The sequence below is a fragment of the Crateriforma spongiae genome, from assembly GCF_012290005.1.
Taxonomy (GTDB): Bacteria; Planctomycetota; Planctomycetia; order Pirellulales; family Pirellulaceae; genus Crateriforma; species Crateriforma spongiae.
Genome location: NZ_JAAXMS010000009.1, coordinates 247,757 through 262,995, shown reverse-complemented (window position 1 = coordinate 262,995; position 15,239 = coordinate 247,757). Strand labels below are relative to the sequence as shown.

At 57.5% G+C, this 15,239-nt stretch carries 10 protein-coding genes; 4 read left to right on the top strand and 6 right to left on the bottom strand.

Going from position 1 to position 15,239, the window contains the following annotated elements; translation table 11 throughout:
- Position 1: 1 nt before the first annotated feature.
- The 6 genes from HFP54_RS21930 to HFP54_RS21905 form a co-directional block, all read right to left on the bottom strand.
- Entirely contained in the window at positions 2-1,270 is a 1,269-nt protein-coding gene (locus tag HFP54_RS21930; protein ID WP_235952166.1) for a vWA domain-containing protein, read from the bottom strand.
- A 273-nt stretch (positions 1,271-1,543) separates the two neighbouring features.
- A complete protein-coding gene (locus HFP54_RS21925; RefSeq protein ID WP_168566790.1) occupies positions 1,544-2,647 on the bottom strand; it encodes a carboxylate-amine ligase in 1,104 nt (367 codons plus the stop codon).
- A 160-nt stretch (positions 2,648-2,807) separates the two neighbouring features.
- The gene (locus tag HFP54_RS21920) at positions 2,808-4,019 is read right to left on the bottom strand and encodes a M20 metallopeptidase family protein (protein ID WP_168566789.1); all 1,212 of its coding nucleotides are present in this window, start codon (positions 4,017-4,019) and stop codon (positions 2,808-2,810) included.
- Positions 4,020-4,132: 113 nt separating this feature from the next.
- A complete protein-coding gene (locus tag HFP54_RS21915) occupies positions 4,133-4,807 on the bottom strand; it encodes a hypothetical protein (protein ID WP_168566788.1) in 675 nt (224 codons plus the stop codon).
- 140 nt (positions 4,808-4,947) lie between these two features.
- Positions 4,948-6,375, bottom strand: coding sequence for a nucleoside hydrolase-like domain-containing protein (locus HFP54_RS21910; RefSeq protein WP_168566787.1), 1,428 nt, complete (start codon positions 6,373-6,375; stop codon positions 4,948-4,950).
- A 224-nt stretch (positions 6,376-6,599) separates the two neighbouring features.
- The gene (locus tag HFP54_RS21905; protein ID WP_235952165.1) at positions 6,600-8,030 is read right to left on the bottom strand and encodes a class-III pyridoxal-phosphate-dependent aminotransferase; all 1,431 of its coding nucleotides are present in this window, start codon (positions 8,028-8,030) and stop codon (positions 6,600-6,602) included.
- 238 nt (positions 8,031-8,268) lie between these two features.
- On the opposite strand from HFP54_RS21905, the gene HFP54_RS21900 reads away from it, so the two are divergent.
- The 4 genes from HFP54_RS21900 to HFP54_RS21885 all read left to right on the top strand — a co-directional run bounded on the left by HFP54_RS21900 (position 8,269) and on the right by HFP54_RS21885 (position 15,233).
- Positions 8,269-9,171, top strand: coding sequence for an EamA family transporter (locus tag HFP54_RS21900; protein ID WP_168566786.1), 903 nt, complete (start codon positions 8,269-8,271; stop codon positions 9,169-9,171).
- Between the two features lie 130 nt (positions 9,172-9,301).
- The gene (locus tag HFP54_RS21895; protein WP_168566785.1) at positions 9,302-10,945 is read left to right on the top strand and encodes a hypothetical protein; all 1,644 of its coding nucleotides are present in this window, start codon (positions 9,302-9,304) and stop codon (positions 10,943-10,945) included.
- Between the two features lie 25 nt (positions 10,946-10,970).
- The gene (locus tag HFP54_RS21890; protein ID WP_168566784.1) at positions 10,971-12,902 is read left to right on the top strand and encodes a MutS family DNA mismatch repair protein; all 1,932 of its coding nucleotides are present in this window, start codon (positions 10,971-10,973) and stop codon (positions 12,900-12,902) included.
- A gap of 66 nt (positions 12,903-12,968) precedes the next feature.
- The gene (locus tag HFP54_RS21885; RefSeq protein ID WP_168566783.1) at positions 12,969-15,233 is read left to right on the top strand and encodes a CRTAC1 family protein; all 2,265 of its coding nucleotides are present in this window, start codon (positions 12,969-12,971) and stop codon (positions 15,231-15,233) included.
- Positions 15,234-15,239: the final 6 nt, after the last annotated feature.

Sequence of the window (15,239 nt, the reverse complement as noted above, 5' to 3'; positions counted from 1 at the left end):
TCTATTCGCCGTACGTTTGTTGCTGTTCGACGCGATTTTGCATCGCCCGCATTCCCTTTCGAAGCATGCCCCATTTTTTGACGTCAATGATTGATTCCGCTTGCACGGAATTCGATTTTTCGACTTGTGACAATTCTGGCAAAACCACGTCGACCCCGGCGTCGGCGCACTGCAACCGGACGACCGATAGTTCGTCGGCATTTTGCCGCAGCAACTTCTGGGCTTCTTGGACCTGTCCCGCATCGCGAAGTGCGGTCGCGCGGCGGTTGCGTTCGGTGGTCACCTGCAGTGTGCAGTAGGCCAGGATCTCCAGATCACGAGCCTTTTCGATTTCCGCATCTGAATCGCTAAAGCGGACTTCGACGTGGCTGGTCAGCTTGTCCATGGTTTCAGTTTTTAGGTTGCGGTACTTCACGGCCACGTCGGCGACCGGTCGCGTGGTGTCTGCTTCACCCGCGTCGATTTCGGTCTCCAAAATGAAGTATCGTTCTTGCTTGGCATACAGTTGCGCCAGCGGAATGTGAACCGATTGGCCGTCGATGTCACCTTCGCTGCCGATCAAGCGTACGGGACGAACCGACGGATCCAGATCGATATTGATTTCGAATTCGTTGGCCACGACGCTTAGCAACCCATCAAATTCTTGATTGAAGACCGCGACCAAGTCATCGGCCTGTTCGATGAAGGCGTGGTTCCCGCCGCCGACCGATGCCAATGCGACCATCAGGTCTTCGTTGTAGTTCAGCCCCAAACCCAACGTGCTGACGCTGATGCCTTCCTTGATCAGCGAACGCCCCAAGCTTTCGAGGTCTTGGGGGCTCTTGGGGCCGACGTTGGCCAGTCCGTCGGACAGCAGGATGACACGGTTGACTTGGTCATCGGCAAGAAACTTGCGGACTTCGGCGGCCCCTTTGCTGACGCCGGCGAACAGCGCGGTCGATCCGTTCGCTTGGACGCTGCGGATCGCCGCCTTGATGGATTCGCGGTCGCTGGCCTTGGTTGCGGGAACCAGGACTTCGACGTTGGAGTCGTACAGGATCACCGAAACGATGTCTTGATCGCTCAGGCGATTGATTGCGGTGATGGCAGCTTCTTTCGCACGAGCGATCTTTTCACCGCTCATCGATCCGCTGCGATCCAGCACCAGTGCGACGTTGACGGGCGGTCGGTCCTTGTCGCTGGGCATATCAAACCCGGTCAATGCGACGCGTAAGTAATTGATATGTTTTGCTCCCGACTTGATCGTCGGATTGACCAGTCGAACGTCCAATTGGACTTGTTCGGCGTGAAGATTTGAACCGAACAGAAGACCGAATATGAGCCATGATCCGGTGAGAATTCGGCAAGCCGATGTGGCAGGCTTCATTGTCGGATGAATCGATGTGACAGACATGCAATCACCATGCTTTCCTTGGAAGGTCGTTTACCCACCGGATGCGAATCCGGTCCCACATGCATTGAACGACTTTGTCGCGGCCGGAAAGTGGATTTGGTGTCAGGCAATTGTAAAAACAATGTCGGATGTGTCGGCGACGTGGAATGGTCACGCTGCCAGATGGCGAACGATGTCTGCGGGATTGCCGGATTGCTGCAGAATTTCTCGCTGACGAGTCGCCCAACTGGGGCCTGCGGCGATTTCGCGGACGAACCGGAGTTCGGATTCGCAACGCAGGTCTTGTGCAATGCCCATCAGCGAATCGACCAGGCCGGATGCGATGTCGCGGACCGACCGAACTCCGTAATCCGAAGCGTCCACCAGGTGTGCGTCCAGGCCGTGTCGTGCCGCACGCCATTTGTTTTGCCGAACCATCATAGGATGGCAATCAAACTGATAGGTGCCTTCGTCGATTTCATCGTTGAGTGCTTTGACAAGGCATTGCACCAGAGCGGTCAATCCGGCGACGTGATCCAGGCATCCTGGCATGTCGCACATGCGGACTTCCACCGTGCCGAAGTTGTGGTGTGGCCGCACATCCCACCAGATTTCACGAATCGAACGAATGAATCCGGTGTCTTCCATATGATTGACCAGCCAGACATATTCGCTCCAGTTTCGCATCAAGCTTGGCAGGCCCGCGGTGGGCAGACCTTCCATTAGTTTGGAGCGATACGAATGCAGTCCGGTGTCACGGTTTTGCCAATACGGGCTGCTGGCGGATAACGCCAGCAGGGTCGGCAAGTGCTGCATGATTCGGTCGCAGATCATGACCGCTTTGTCGCCCGAATCAACACCGACGTGGACGTGTAAGCCGAATGTGATCAGACGACGCGCCATTTCTTGAAGCATTTCGACCAGACTTTGATAGCGATCCTGGTCGGTGATCCGTTGGTTTTCCCACAAGCTGAACGGATGCGTCCCGCCCCACCAAAGTTTCAAGCCGCACGACTGGGCCGTCGACGCCAAGACATCGGTTTTGTGTCGCAAGTCGACGGTGGCGTCCGATACGGTTTCGCAAACGCCCGTGATGACTTCCACACACGATTGTGCCAATTCATGCTTGAAACAATCGGGTTCACTGGTTTCCAATTTTTTCAAGACATCGCTTGATCGACTTGCCAGGGCGTAGGTTTCGCAATCGACGATCCCGAGTTCCAATTCGACGCCGATGGAATGAGTCTCGTTTCCATTGAACGATAGCTTGGCCATAGGCGATGCCGTTTCGGTAAACGAATGCTTCGGCGGATCCGACGCAGTGGAGTTACCGGACGTCGCCGAGAGACAAGCGGGGTGAGAAGACCTTGGTATTGTAGACGCTATCGCCGATGCGTATTGGCCGGATGGATGAAGCTGCCGCGTTTCGGATGCCCTACCGAGGGCGGAAGTACTGAATGACGGCGGCTGCCATGATCTTTGCGCCGATTGCCAGACAGCGTTCGTCGACGTCGAACTGGGCGGTGTGCAATGGATGGTGCCCGCATGCATCGCCGGCGACTCCCAAGCGGAACATGGCACCGGGGATCTTTTGCAGGTAGTACGAAAAGTCCTCGCTGCCCATGCTGGGTTCAGCGATCGGCGTGGGGGCGTTGGGACCCGCGACCAAGACGGCGGCGTCACTGATCAATTGAATCAGCGATTGATCGTTGATCACCGCGGGCGCGCTGACGCCCAACCGACTGCGGACTTCACAACCGGTTTGTTGCTTGACCGAGCGGCTGACATCGTGCAACGCGTCCAAAGCGACGGATCTTGCTTCGGTGCTAAGCGTGCGAAGCGAGCCGCTGACGTCCGCCTGGTCGGGGATCACGTTGGCACTGTGGCCGGCGTTGATTTGTCCCACCGAGAAGACAACGGTTTGGTCTGCCGAAACGACGCGATGAATGCGTCGAAAGGCTGATTGAACCCATAAGGTGCAAGCGTCGATCGGGTCTTTGCAAAGATGGGGGCGTGCGCCGTGCCCTCCTTTGCCAAGGAAATCGACATGGATCATGTCGCAGGAAGCGGTCAACACGCCCGCCTTCAATCCGATTTCGCCGATCGGTCGCGTCGGGTCCACATGCAGGGCCAAGATCGCATCGACGCCATCGATCGCACCACTGCGGATCATGTGGCTGGCACCTTGGGCGATTTCTTCGGCGGGCTGCAAAACCGCACGCAGCGCGATGGGCCATGGCAATTGATTTCGTTCGGCCATGGCCGTCAAAATTTGCACCGCACCACAGACGACACTTGGATGAACGTCGTGGCCACAGGCATGCATCACGCCTGGGTTGTGGCTGTGATAGTCGACGATTTTTTGGTCGGCGATGGGTAACGCATCGATGTCGCCGCGAAGCGCAATGCGGCGGTCGGGCGTTTTGGCATCGGTCGTTGCCACATCCAAATCTGCAAATAGTCCGCGGTCGTCACCCGCCAGTTGTGGATGCAGACCCAGCTGTTCCAGAAAGCCCGCCAGGAACCGAGTGGTCTTGTGTTCTTGACCGGACAGTTCCGGGTTTCGGTGAAGATGACGGCGCATTTCCACCAAGCCGCTTTGGATCTGGTCGGCGTGTTGTTGAAGATCGACAACCCAGGTGGGCATGGCGGCATGAGGATGGATCGGTTCACCCTGAATCAGTCAAGGAAGTGCCGGTTTGTTGGCGATGCTTCCAGGATACTCCGATGCCGCGATGGGGACGAACGGTGCGACAAACGTCAGCGACGCCACTGTTCGGGCAATTCTTGCGAAACGGATGTCGCGTCCGGGGCGGCGATCAGCGGCGATGCGATGTCCGCCGATGCGGTGACGTCGACCGATGCCGTGGTGGAATCCATGGAAAGCGTTTGCTGTGCCGAAGCAGCGTTTATTTCGGCTTGTCGCTGCGAGATTTGCTTCACCAGTTCGGTGGGCGACTTCAGTGTCGCAGACGTTTTGATGCCCATCCGTTCGGCCTGTTCGATGACATCTTGCTGGTGTTTGTGGGCGACGCTGATTCGTTTTTTCGCGTCGTCACAGGAAGTGATCGTTGAGGCCAACATGCGGCTGATGTCGCGGTTGGCCGGGTCGAACTGGCGACGTGCCGGCGCGGTCGGGTTTGTCCCCGTGCCGGTGGATTGGCTTTGCTGGATCGACGACTGTAGAGCCAGCAATTCGCCGCGAATTTTCTCGATTTCGGTTTCCGCGGCTTCCAGTTCTGCCTGGGAGGTGACGACTTGTTCGAGTTCAAATTCGATGCCGGCCACACTGCTGATTCCGGCCGCCTTCAAAGTTTCCTTCACCCATCCCGGTGCGATCAGCAACAACAGGATCGCGGCGACGACCAAGAGTTCACGTGTGGCGGCAAACAATTCACGCCATTGAGTCCAACGGGTCACCGATTCGCTTGTCATCGCCGTCGTGTTTCCAGTGAGAATCTTGCTTCGTCAGCCCAGCGTCTTGAACGCTTTTCGATGACGGTCGGCTAACAAACCGCACGAGGCGACGTCAAGCCATGTTTTTTCCTTGGTTCCTCGTTCTTCATCGAGGCATTTCACTGCACGACGTCAATGATCACACGGCGATAGGCGACCAGCGGCGGTGTGCCGTCGTCTTCGATTTCCAAGATGATGTGGATGGTCTGTTTACCGCGTGCGTCTTTGGGCACCTGGATCGTGGCGGTTGGACGCTTGTCGTTCTTCAGTTGGACCGTGCCCGGATAGCTGCCCGCCTCGGGATAGACGTACCACCGGATCGACAGTTGGTCGTCATCAGGATCGCGGCTGCCGGAACTGGACAGTTCAATGGTCTGTTCGGGTTTGGCGGCAATTCGAACGACGCGTTTGGATTCGTCGCCGTTAACGACGGCGACAGGGTTGTGATTGACGTCTTCGAATCGACGTGACACACACCGATCCATTCGTGCCGCAAAGTCGTTTTGGAAATGGCGTCGCCAACGCCAGATGGTTGCCGGATCGCTGGTGACCGTGACCCCATCGCTTGTCGATACGGTGTCGCGACTGGTTCGGTTGTTGGTCCAAATCGGACGAGTTTCACCGTAGGTTTGAAACAGTTGATAGCGACCACCCCATCCGCCATAGCTGGGGCTGTAGTGCCAACCCAGTCCGTTGTCGATCAAGCCTAGGAACGACGGTGTGTCGCCTTCCATGATGTACTTGGCTTCGGGATACAGTTCGCCAAGCGGACCATGGTCTTCGATCACGTTTTCAATCAGCCAGGGATTGTCGACCAAGTCAAAGGATTCAAAGGGGCCATTCTTGTAGAAGCGATCACCACTGATTCCCGTCCACGTGGCTTGGTGATACAGCCCGCCGTCTTCGGTGCTGGGACTGACGATATAAAACAAGTCCGCAAATTCGCGTCGCAGCCAGGGGCCCGCGTCGTCTTGGTCGCTGATCGTGTAAACCCTGAGCCGGCGGACCATCTGGTGGAACTGGTTGTATCGCAGTTTGCGTCCTGCATCACGCAGGGCTTGCGCCAACGTGTTCGCGCCGCCCCAAATGCAAACCCATAACGGACGTTGGTCGGGCATCAATGCCGCGTCGATCAATAGTTCCGAACCCGGTGTCGATTTGCCTTCACCGACACCCGCCATGCCGTATTCGGTTTGTCCCGTCGCGGTGACGAGTCGCAATTGATCCGCCGTGGGGTATCCCGCGGCATGAGCCGACAGGTTGTCACGGACTTTCGCATAGGCGTCGATTTGCCGGCGAATCAAATCTTCGCGGGGATCGGATCGCAGCCAAGTGCTGGTGGTCGCCACCAAACCTTCGACGTCGAATTCGTTGCTGTAGACCAGAAAGCGGACCAGCGATTCTTCATCGTCCGGTTCGTTGGAGATGTCCGTCAGCACGAAAACGCGAGGACGCTCGGCCCGGCAAACCGAGGGGCCGACGTGTTGGGGCGTGGCGAAGGCGAAAAGCCCGATAACCAATGGGGTCCAATGCGTCCACCGAAACATGGCTGATTCTCCGGACCGATCCGACCCGAGGTGCTGGCGTCGGTCGTATCAAACGAAAAGCAAGTGATGAAGTCCTGCGGGCCGGCGTCGGCCACACCAGGTGTGTTCATCATTATGGTCCAACGAACGGGCAAGCGCCGGGAAAGAGCGCGGCGTGTTTATCAGGTCGGCGTGGTTATCGGTCGTCGGCGGGTTGTCCCATCGATGACGTTCGGCACGGTCAATCAGGCGTCCTGCGGGGCCGGCGGGGTCCAGTCGGCCAGGCAGCGATCGAGCAATGCAACAGCCGCATCGATGTGCTGGGGCGTCGTCGCTGCCGGTGGAGGCAGGAATCGCAAACGCGTTGGTGCGGAGCCGCAGACGAATCCCAACAGACCCGCCTGGTACATCTGATCCATCAACGATTTGGCTTCGTCAAAGCTGCCGCCGCCGGGGGTGAAAGCGATCATCATGCCTTCGCCGAATGGGCCGCTGATCTTGCCCGGATACTTGTCGGCCAAGCTTTGCAGTTGCCGGGCAAAGTAGTGGTGGCGTTTCATGTTTTCGCCATCTTGCCCGTAACAGCCAGCTTGTTCCAGCGCATCCAACGTCGCAATGCCCGTGGCGATCGACGCGGTGGATCCCGTGAACGTCTGGCTTAGGATCGGGGCGTCCGGTTTAAAGTCGGCCCGATACAAGGTCGCGCAGACTTGCGTGATCTTGCCGACGGTGACGATATCGGCGAACGATTCCAGCTGATAATGTTGGAATGCGAACGGGCAGGATGTTCGGCTGAAGGTTTGGATTTCATCGAAGATGATGGGGATGCCCGCATCACGCAGTGGCTGGCAAAGCGCGGCGAAGAATTCGTGGCTGCCGGGATAGTAGCCACCTTCACCGGCGATCGGTTCGGCCCAAAAGGCGGCGTAACGACCCGGGTGTCGCTTCAACAATCGTTGCAGTTCATCGACGGCCCATCGGGTGCTGCGCTCGGGGTGATCGGGGTCCAGGAACGGCAGGTAGTCCACGTCCAGCGTCAGCGGCAGTCCGCTGCGATAGTTGGGTCGATCGGTGACGGCCGCCAGGGCCAGGGACCGTCCCGCAAAGGCATTATCAAACGCGATGATTCGGTCGGCGGGGCTGCGGTCGTGAAGGGCCAGTTTCAGTGCATTTTCGTTCGCCATTGCACCGCTGGTCGACAGCATGCAGTGGGCCAACGGGGCGCCCGTCGCGCTGGCCAACTGGATCAGTTTTTCGGCCATCACAACGCTGGCGGGGTTCTGTTGCAAATTTCCCTGCATCACAGTGTCTTCGATGGCCGCATCGATGGCGGCGTCGACAATCGTCTCGTGGCTGTGGCCCATCCCGTGGACACCGATTCCCCCGATGAAATCCAGCTTGACGCTGCCGTCGGCTAATTCCACGTAGGGACCGTTGCCCAGCCCCGAGGACAGGTATGGCCAGATTGTCGGACCGCCACGTGGTGCGGCGGCGCGATCCAGCCACGCTTGATAGTCCGCCACCAAGGCATCGTCCGCCGGGCGGACATCGGTCAATTCGCCGGCGTGATCGGCCATCGCTTCAGCGATCAGTTGTTTGGCTTGCGCGATCCGCGGGTCATTCCGCATTCGCATGGCGGCCGTGGCGGTTTGGACGGGGTTGGAGGGCGTGTTCATAGCGTCAGAGCTTGCTTGGATGGTTGCGGCGGTCGACCGCCAATTCTAAATGGTTTGCAGATTCGCCCCAGCCCCAGCGTTCGATCTGGTTGTCACAGCGTGGCGGCTCGATTCTGACAGCGTGGCGGCTTGGGATCCGCTTTCCAGCACCGGCGGACCATTGGGGAATGCGGGGGGAGGCTTCGGTGCAAGGTGGACCCCCATTAACAGTTTCGGGTTCGGGGCCGATGATGCCGCGATGAACTGGATCCTGCTGTCACTGGTGTCCGCGGTTTTGCTGGGTTGTTACGACATCAGCAAAAAGAAAGCGGCTTCGGCCAACGCGGTGCCCGCGGTGTTGTTGATCAGCACGTCCATCGGTGCCGCGTTGTGGTTGCCGCTGGTCGTGTGGTACTTCGTCGATCCCACGTCACAGCCGGTCGCTTGGCTGGCCATTGAACCGCTGGACGTTCGTGGGCATTGGTTGGTGGTGGCCAAAAGTGTTCTGGTGGCTTCGTCATGGACGTTCGCGCTGTTTGCGCTGAAGCATTTGCCACTATCGATCGCTGCACCGATTCGATCGACCAGCCCGCTGTGGACGATTTTGATCGCAACGGTGGTGCTCGGCGAACGGCCGACGACGGTTCAGTGGGCCGGGATTGTGATCGTCTTGTTTTCGTTCTGGATGTTTTCGGTTGTGGGTCGTCGCGAAGGCATCCATTTCATCCGTGATCGGTGGGTCGCCTGCATGATGTTGGCGACGGTGACCGGGGCGGTCAGTTCGATCTATGACAAGTACTTGTTGCAGACCGTGGGCATCCCGGTGGCGACCCTGCAGGCTTGGTTCACGCTTTACTTGGTGCCCGCGATGGTGCCATGTTTTCTGTGGTGGTTTCGGATGGACCGACGCCGGATGCCGCTGCAGTGGCGACGCAGTATTTGCCTGATCAGCCCATTGTTGCTGGCCGCCGACCTGGTCTATTTCAACGCCGTGGCGGATAGCGACGCGTTGATTTCGGTGATTTCCACCTTGCGTCGCTGCAGCGTGGTTGTGGCGTTTATCTATGGAATCGGTGCGTTGAAAGAACGCCAAGTCGCGGCAAAGGCAATGTGCATCGCGGGCATCCTGTTGGGCGTGATTGTCTTGACGTGTTTCGGTTGATCGACTGGATTCCGGGGCAACCGATGTTGGGGACAAGACGCGATTCCGAGGATCGCCGGGGCGGGTGGTCGACGGTATTCACCGGCCATTGACGAGAGTATCCTGGGGAATCGGCCGGGGAACAAAATCTATGAGCGAATTGCTGCTGTATTATCGGCGACCAGAGCCGACGACATGGGTGTACCTGTCGTCGTTTTTGACCATCGGTCTGTACTTTGTCTTTCATCGATTCTGGAGTGTTCGGAATCTGGACATCGTCCTGTTGATCTTGCTGGCGCCGGGATTGTTGATGGTCCACGAAGGTCAGCGACGCGAAATCAAGCAGCGTCAAGCCGCGGTGATCGATACGTCCGGCGGCCAACCGGGGGATCAGCCCGCCGCTGATGGCAGCGAAGCCGAAAATGCGGATCTCGACGACGGTGGTCCCGAGACAGAAATCACGGGATCGGCATCCGTGGAATTGACCGATCCGCGGGCGGAAACCGCCTCTGTGGCCGGCACTGAAATGGCTGCCGACGAGACGACGGTTGATCCATCCGCCACCGAGTCTGGCGATGCCACCGCCACGGCAGCGACGCCCGATGCTTTGGTGGCGACCCAGGCGGAGACGATCGACATCGATCCGACCGACATCGATTCCGTTGCCACCGACGCGACAACGTTTTCCTGGATCACGCTGAAACGCTCGGGTTTCATTTGGTTGTTCGTGATCGAAGCCTGCATTCTGGTGCGATTGTTGTTGGACCCGTTGATGGTTCGGCGTCCCTTGTTGGATCCCAATTTGACCACCGGCGGATTGAACTTTATCGGGATATCGTTGTTCGTCTTCATGATGGCGAACGTCGTCACCAGCACGCCGCAGATTCAACAAGAACAGGGCCCCAAGCTTGGTCCCGGGTATGCGTTGATCAACATGTTGCCCGCGATCCCGACGCGACCTGTCAGCGAATCGGTCGGCGGTGACATGCCCCGGACCATTTCGGAATTAACGCCACGTCAGCAGCGTGTGGCGACCATCGCGAAGGTCTTGGCGATCCTGGCCCAGCTTTCGATCGTGGTGGCCATTGTCATGATCGGCAAACGCCATTTCGGAAACCTTTGTGCGGGGACCGGTTGTGCCCTGCTGTATCTGTTAGTGCCTTACACGGCGCAGATGACCGGGAGGGTCGATCATGCGGTTCCGGCCGCGTTGTTGTTGTGGGCCATTTTGACGTATCGCAAACCGATGATTGCAGGCATCTTTCTGGGCTTGGCCGCCGGATTGGTTTATTACCCGCTGTTCTTGTTGCCGCTTTGGTTCAGCTTTTATTGGCAACGCGGTGCGCGTCGCTTCGGTGCTGGGGTGGCATCCATGCTGGTCATGTTGATGTTGCTGTTGGCCTTGGGCGGATCAGACACGTTCGGCGGACGGTTGCAACAGATGTTTGGACTTTGGTTGCCGACACAGGCGGATCCACGGGGCGTTTGGGAATTGGGGTGGAACCCGGTGTGGCGATTGCCGGTGATCGTGGGCTTTGTGATTTTAAGTGTGTTCTTGGCGATCTGGCCCGCACAGAAAAACCTCGGCACCCTGATCAGTTGCACCGCCGCGGTGATGGTGGCATCACAGTTTTGGCATGGGTACGGTGGCGGCATGTACTTGGCTTGGTTCTTGCCCATGTTGCTGTTGACGATCTTTCGTCCGAATCTGCAAGACCGTGTCGCTTTGAAAGTCATCAGTCCGCGTTCACGTTTGGTCGACGCCGCATCCCGACTGACCGCCAGTGCGGCCTGACCAAGGCCGGCGGAAAGGAACCGAGATGGATCAGCAAAGCGATCGTGCGATCGATCGATATCAATCCCGATGGGATCAGTTACAAGCCACTCTGGCCGATTTGGATCGTCGCGACCGACGCATCGGCCATGTACGCGTCGGCTTGTTCTTGGTCGTCTTGACGTGTGGGTTTCTGGCGGCATTTGCCCAGTCTTCGACCGTCTTTGTAATCGCCGGCGCCTTGTTTTTTGCGATGTTTCTGGCCGCGGTGATCTACAACGAACCGATCCGTGACGCGATCGAGCACCATCGGCAACAACAACGAGTGCTGGATCGCGCGATGGCACGGGTGCGGCGTGATTGGGTCAAGCTGGAAAAGCTGTCCCCCAAGGTTACGACGGCTGATTTGGATCTGGACGACCACGCAATCAGCACCGCGACCGACCTGGATCTGTTCGGTCGTGCGTCGTTGTTTCGTTGGCTGTCGATGACCGAGACGGCGATGGGCAACCGTGCCTTGGCGTCGTGGCTGGTGGGGCGAGCGGATGCCGATGTGGCCAAGGCACGAACCGAGTGTGCGCAGGTATTGGCAAAGCAGCGAGATGAGCGGATCGAGTTTCACTGTTTGGCGCATCAGGTCAGTCAGATGTCGGGTGACCCGGAAGCATTTCAGCATTGGGCGACGGGACCGTCTTGGCTTTCATCCCGCCGATGGTTGTATGCCTATGCCAACGTTTCATTGCTCATCGCATTGTCGGGCGGTTTGTTGTTGCTGACCGGATGGGTGTTTGCCAGTTCGGGTGACTTGGCCAAGTATGGGGCGATCGTGTTGTTTGCACTGGCGGTGCTGAACACGTTGCTGGGCGCACTGTTGCTTGCACCGGTGCACCAGATTTTGTCGGTCGCTTTGACCAGTCGCCGCAGCGTTGCCAGTTACGCGGCGATGTTTGAACACGCCAAGTGGTTGCCCGGCGGCAACGATGCGTCGCCACTGGCCATGTCGATCCGGTCGCGCGTGTTGGACGGACCACGGTCCGCCAAACAAGGCATGCATGATTTGTCGTTGATCGCACGGGCGGGAGCGTTGAAACAATCGGCGGCCACGTTCTTGTTGTATTTGCCGCTGCAACTGTTCGGGCTTTGGGACGTCCGAGTGCTTCGTCGACTGGAACACTGGCAACAAAATTACGGTAACGCTTGTCGCGATTGGTTTGATGCCCTGGGTGACCTGGAGGCTTTGATGTCGGTGGCCGCCGTTTGCGACGAACAGTCCGATTGGACCTTTCCCCATTGGCAGTCATCCGCTGACAAACAAGTTTCCGCAACGCGTTTGGGACACCCGTTGTTGGATGATCAGCATCGGGTTTGCAACGATGTTACCGTCGGACCGGCGGGGACATTTTTGCTGGTTACCGGCAGCAACATGTCTGGCAAGAGCACTTTGCTGCGCAGCATCGGTTTGAATGTCGTCTTGGCGGCCACGGGTGCGCCCGTTTGCGCGACATACTTTGCGCTGCCCACACTGGAACTGGGGACCAGTATTCGCGTGACGGATAGTTTGGCCGAAGGTGTTTCGTTCTACATGGCTGAACTCTATCGACTGCGTTCGGTCGTCGAACAGGCCGAGCGGTTGGCCAAGTCGGGGGACTGCACGTTGTTGTTCTTATTGGACGAGATCTTGCAGGGAACTAACAGCCGTGAGCGGCAAATCGCCGTCGCGACCGTCTTGCAGCGACTGGTCGACTGTCAGTCGATCGGCGCGATCAGCACTCATGATCTGGAGTTGGCCGAAGATCCTGGTTTGACCGAAAAGGCCAGCACCGTGCATTTCCGTGAAACGATTCAAACCACCGATGACGGTCAGGAAGAAATGACTTTCGATTACAAGATGCGTCAGGGCGTTTCCCCGACCACCAATGCCCTGCGATTATTGGAAATCGTGGGTCTGGGACGCGGTGGAGCGGCGGAGAAATCGTAGAATCAACGGCAGGCGGTGGCCGATGGGGTTCCGCCCCGGATGCATTTTTCGTTTTTCAGGTACGTCATGCTGTCGAATGATTCGTGCCCCCACGCGGCAGTTTGTGCAGCCCACACGGTTGCTTTGGCGGTTCGCGCCGGTCTGTTGGGGTTGGCGATGCTGATTGCCGGATGCGGCGGATCACCGGACGAACAAACCGCATCGCAGGCAGATCCGGTCGGACACCAAGCGATGCTGCAATTGTTGCAGCAGATCAAAGAAGCGGTGGGGCCGGCCCACTCCCACCGTGAACAGGATCGTTTGAACGAACTGTTGCAGCAGGCCGAGCAGTTGCCGCCGGATAGTCTGGCGAGAATCGAACCCTTGGCTTTAGCCGGCGAGATCTACTTGCGTTTGGGTGAAACGAAACGATCCATCGTCACCTTGGATGAAGCATTGAAGTTGGCTCAATCGGCCGGCGGCAAAATTCCCGACGCCGTGGATACTTCGATTCGATTCAAGTTGGGAATGGCGTATCTGCGATTGGGAGAAAACGAAAACTGTCTGGCCAATCATACGATCGATAGTTGTTTGGCACCGATTCGTGATAGCGGCGTTCATACGATCACGACGGGATCGACCAGGGCCGCCGAGTTGTTTCGGCAAGTGTTGCGCAAACAGCCGGACGATATGACAACACGCTGGTTGTTGAATCTCGCGGTCATGACACTGGGAGAATATCCCGAAGGCGTTGAGCCTCAATGGCGGATCCCAATCCCCGATGGTGCCGACGTTGAATTTCCGCGGTTCTTTGATCGTGCCGGTGATTTGGGTTTGGACATCACAACGTTGGCCGGCGGTGCGATCGTTGACGATTTCAACGGCGATCAATTGCTGGACATTGTCGTTTCGGATTGGGATCCGGTTGGGCAAATTCGCTATTTCCGTAATAACGGGGCCGGTGGATTTGTGGATGAAACCGAAGCGGCAAATCTGATCGGCATCTTGGGTGGTCTGAATTTGATGCACGCCGATTACGACAACGACGGCGACCTGGATATTTTGGTTTTGCGTGGCGGTTGGCTGATGGATGTGGGCAATCATCCAAATTCGTTGTTGCAGAACGATGGACGCGGACGTTTTGTCGATGTGACGTTTCCCTCCGGCTTAGCCGAAAATGCTTTTCCAACGCAAACCGCATCCTGGTCCGACTATGACGGCGATGGTGATTTGGATTTGTACATCGGGAATGAACAGCATCCCAATCAACTGTTTCAAAACCAGAACGATGGTACGTTCATCGATGTAGCATCCGCCGCAGGGGTCGACGACGACGGCTATAGCAAAGCCGTGACCTGGGGCGATTTCGATGGCGATGATCTGCCCGATATCTATGTTTCCAATCTAAAGCAAGCCAATCGACTGTTCCAAAACCAGGGCGATGGGACATTCGTGGATGTCGCATTGGCGGCCGGTGTGACCGGGCCGCAAAAGGGATTTCCGGTCTGGTTCTGGGATTACAACAACGATGGTGCGCTGGACCTGTTTGCGACCAGTTATTGGCAGGACATCAGTCTGACTGCCGCCAGTTATCTGGGCAAAGACCACCAATCGGAACACGACCATCTGTACCGCAATGCGGGCGATGGCACATTCCAAGAAGTCAGCCAAGATGTCGGGCTGTCCGTTGTGACCCAGCCGATGGGATGCAATTTTGGCGATCTGAACAACGACGGCTTTTTGGATTTCTATTTGGGAACCGGTTATCCCGAATTCGAAGCCCTTTCACCCAACTTGATGTATCTGAATCAGCATGGTGATCGCTTCGTTGACGTTTCAGCGGCGGGCGGATTTGGGCATTTGCAAAAGGGACACGGCGTCGTTTTTGCCGACATCGACCAGGATGGCGACCAAGACGTCTTTCACGAGCTGGGTGGCTGGTTCAAAGGAGACCCATTTCGAAACGCACTGTTTGAAAACCCGGGTTTTGGCAACCATTGGCTTGCGGTTCAGTTGGTCGGGACGGAATCCAATCGTTGTGCGATCGGTGCCCGGATATCGTTGACGTTTAGCGAAAATGGGACTGAACGTCGTGTGTATCGTTGGGTCAGCAGCGGTGGTAGTTTCGGTTGCAATCCGCTTCGGCAACATATCGGTGTGGGGAAGGCCACAGAAATTGCGACCCTGGAGGTTCACTGGCCCACCAGTGGCCGGACACAGTCTTGGTCGAACATTCCGGTGGACCAGTTCATCCGCGTGACCGAAGACGCCACCGACTTCGAAACGCTGCCCTATCCGCACCATCCGTTTGTTTCGTCCCACGACGGTCATCATCACCACCACCATCATTGAACGAAT

Coding starts and splice junctions, on each gene's coding strand:
- HFP54_RS21925 (WP_168566790.1), bottom strand. CDS start 2,647: ATGGCCAAGCTATCGTTCAATGGAAACGAGACTCATTCCATCGGCGTC.
- HFP54_RS21920 (WP_168566789.1), bottom strand. CDS start 4,019: ATGCCCACCTGGGTTGTCGATCTTCAACAACACGCCGACCAGATCCAA.
- HFP54_RS21915 (WP_168566788.1), bottom strand. CDS start 4,807: ATGACAAGCGAATCGGTGACCCGTTGGACTCAATGGCGTGAATTGTTT.
- HFP54_RS21910 (WP_168566787.1), bottom strand. CDS start 6,375: ATGTTTCGGTGGACGCATTGGACCCCATTGGTTATCGGGCTTTTCGCC.
- HFP54_RS21905 (WP_235952165.1), bottom strand. CDS start 8,030: ATGAACACGCCCTCCAACCCCGTCCAAACCGCCACGGCCGCCATGCGA.
- HFP54_RS21900 (WP_168566786.1), top strand. CDS start 8,269: ATGAACTGGATCCTGCTGTCACTGGTGTCCGCGGTTTTGCTGGGTTGT.
- HFP54_RS21895 (WP_168566785.1), top strand. CDS start 9,302: ATGAGCGAATTGCTGCTGTATTATCGGCGACCAGAGCCGACGACATGG.
- HFP54_RS21890 (WP_168566784.1), top strand. CDS start 10,971: ATGGATCAGCAAAGCGATCGTGCGATCGATCGATATCAATCCCGATGG.
- HFP54_RS21885 (WP_168566783.1), top strand. CDS start 12,969: ATGCTGTCGAATGATTCGTGCCCCCACGCGGCAGTTTGTGCAGCCCAC.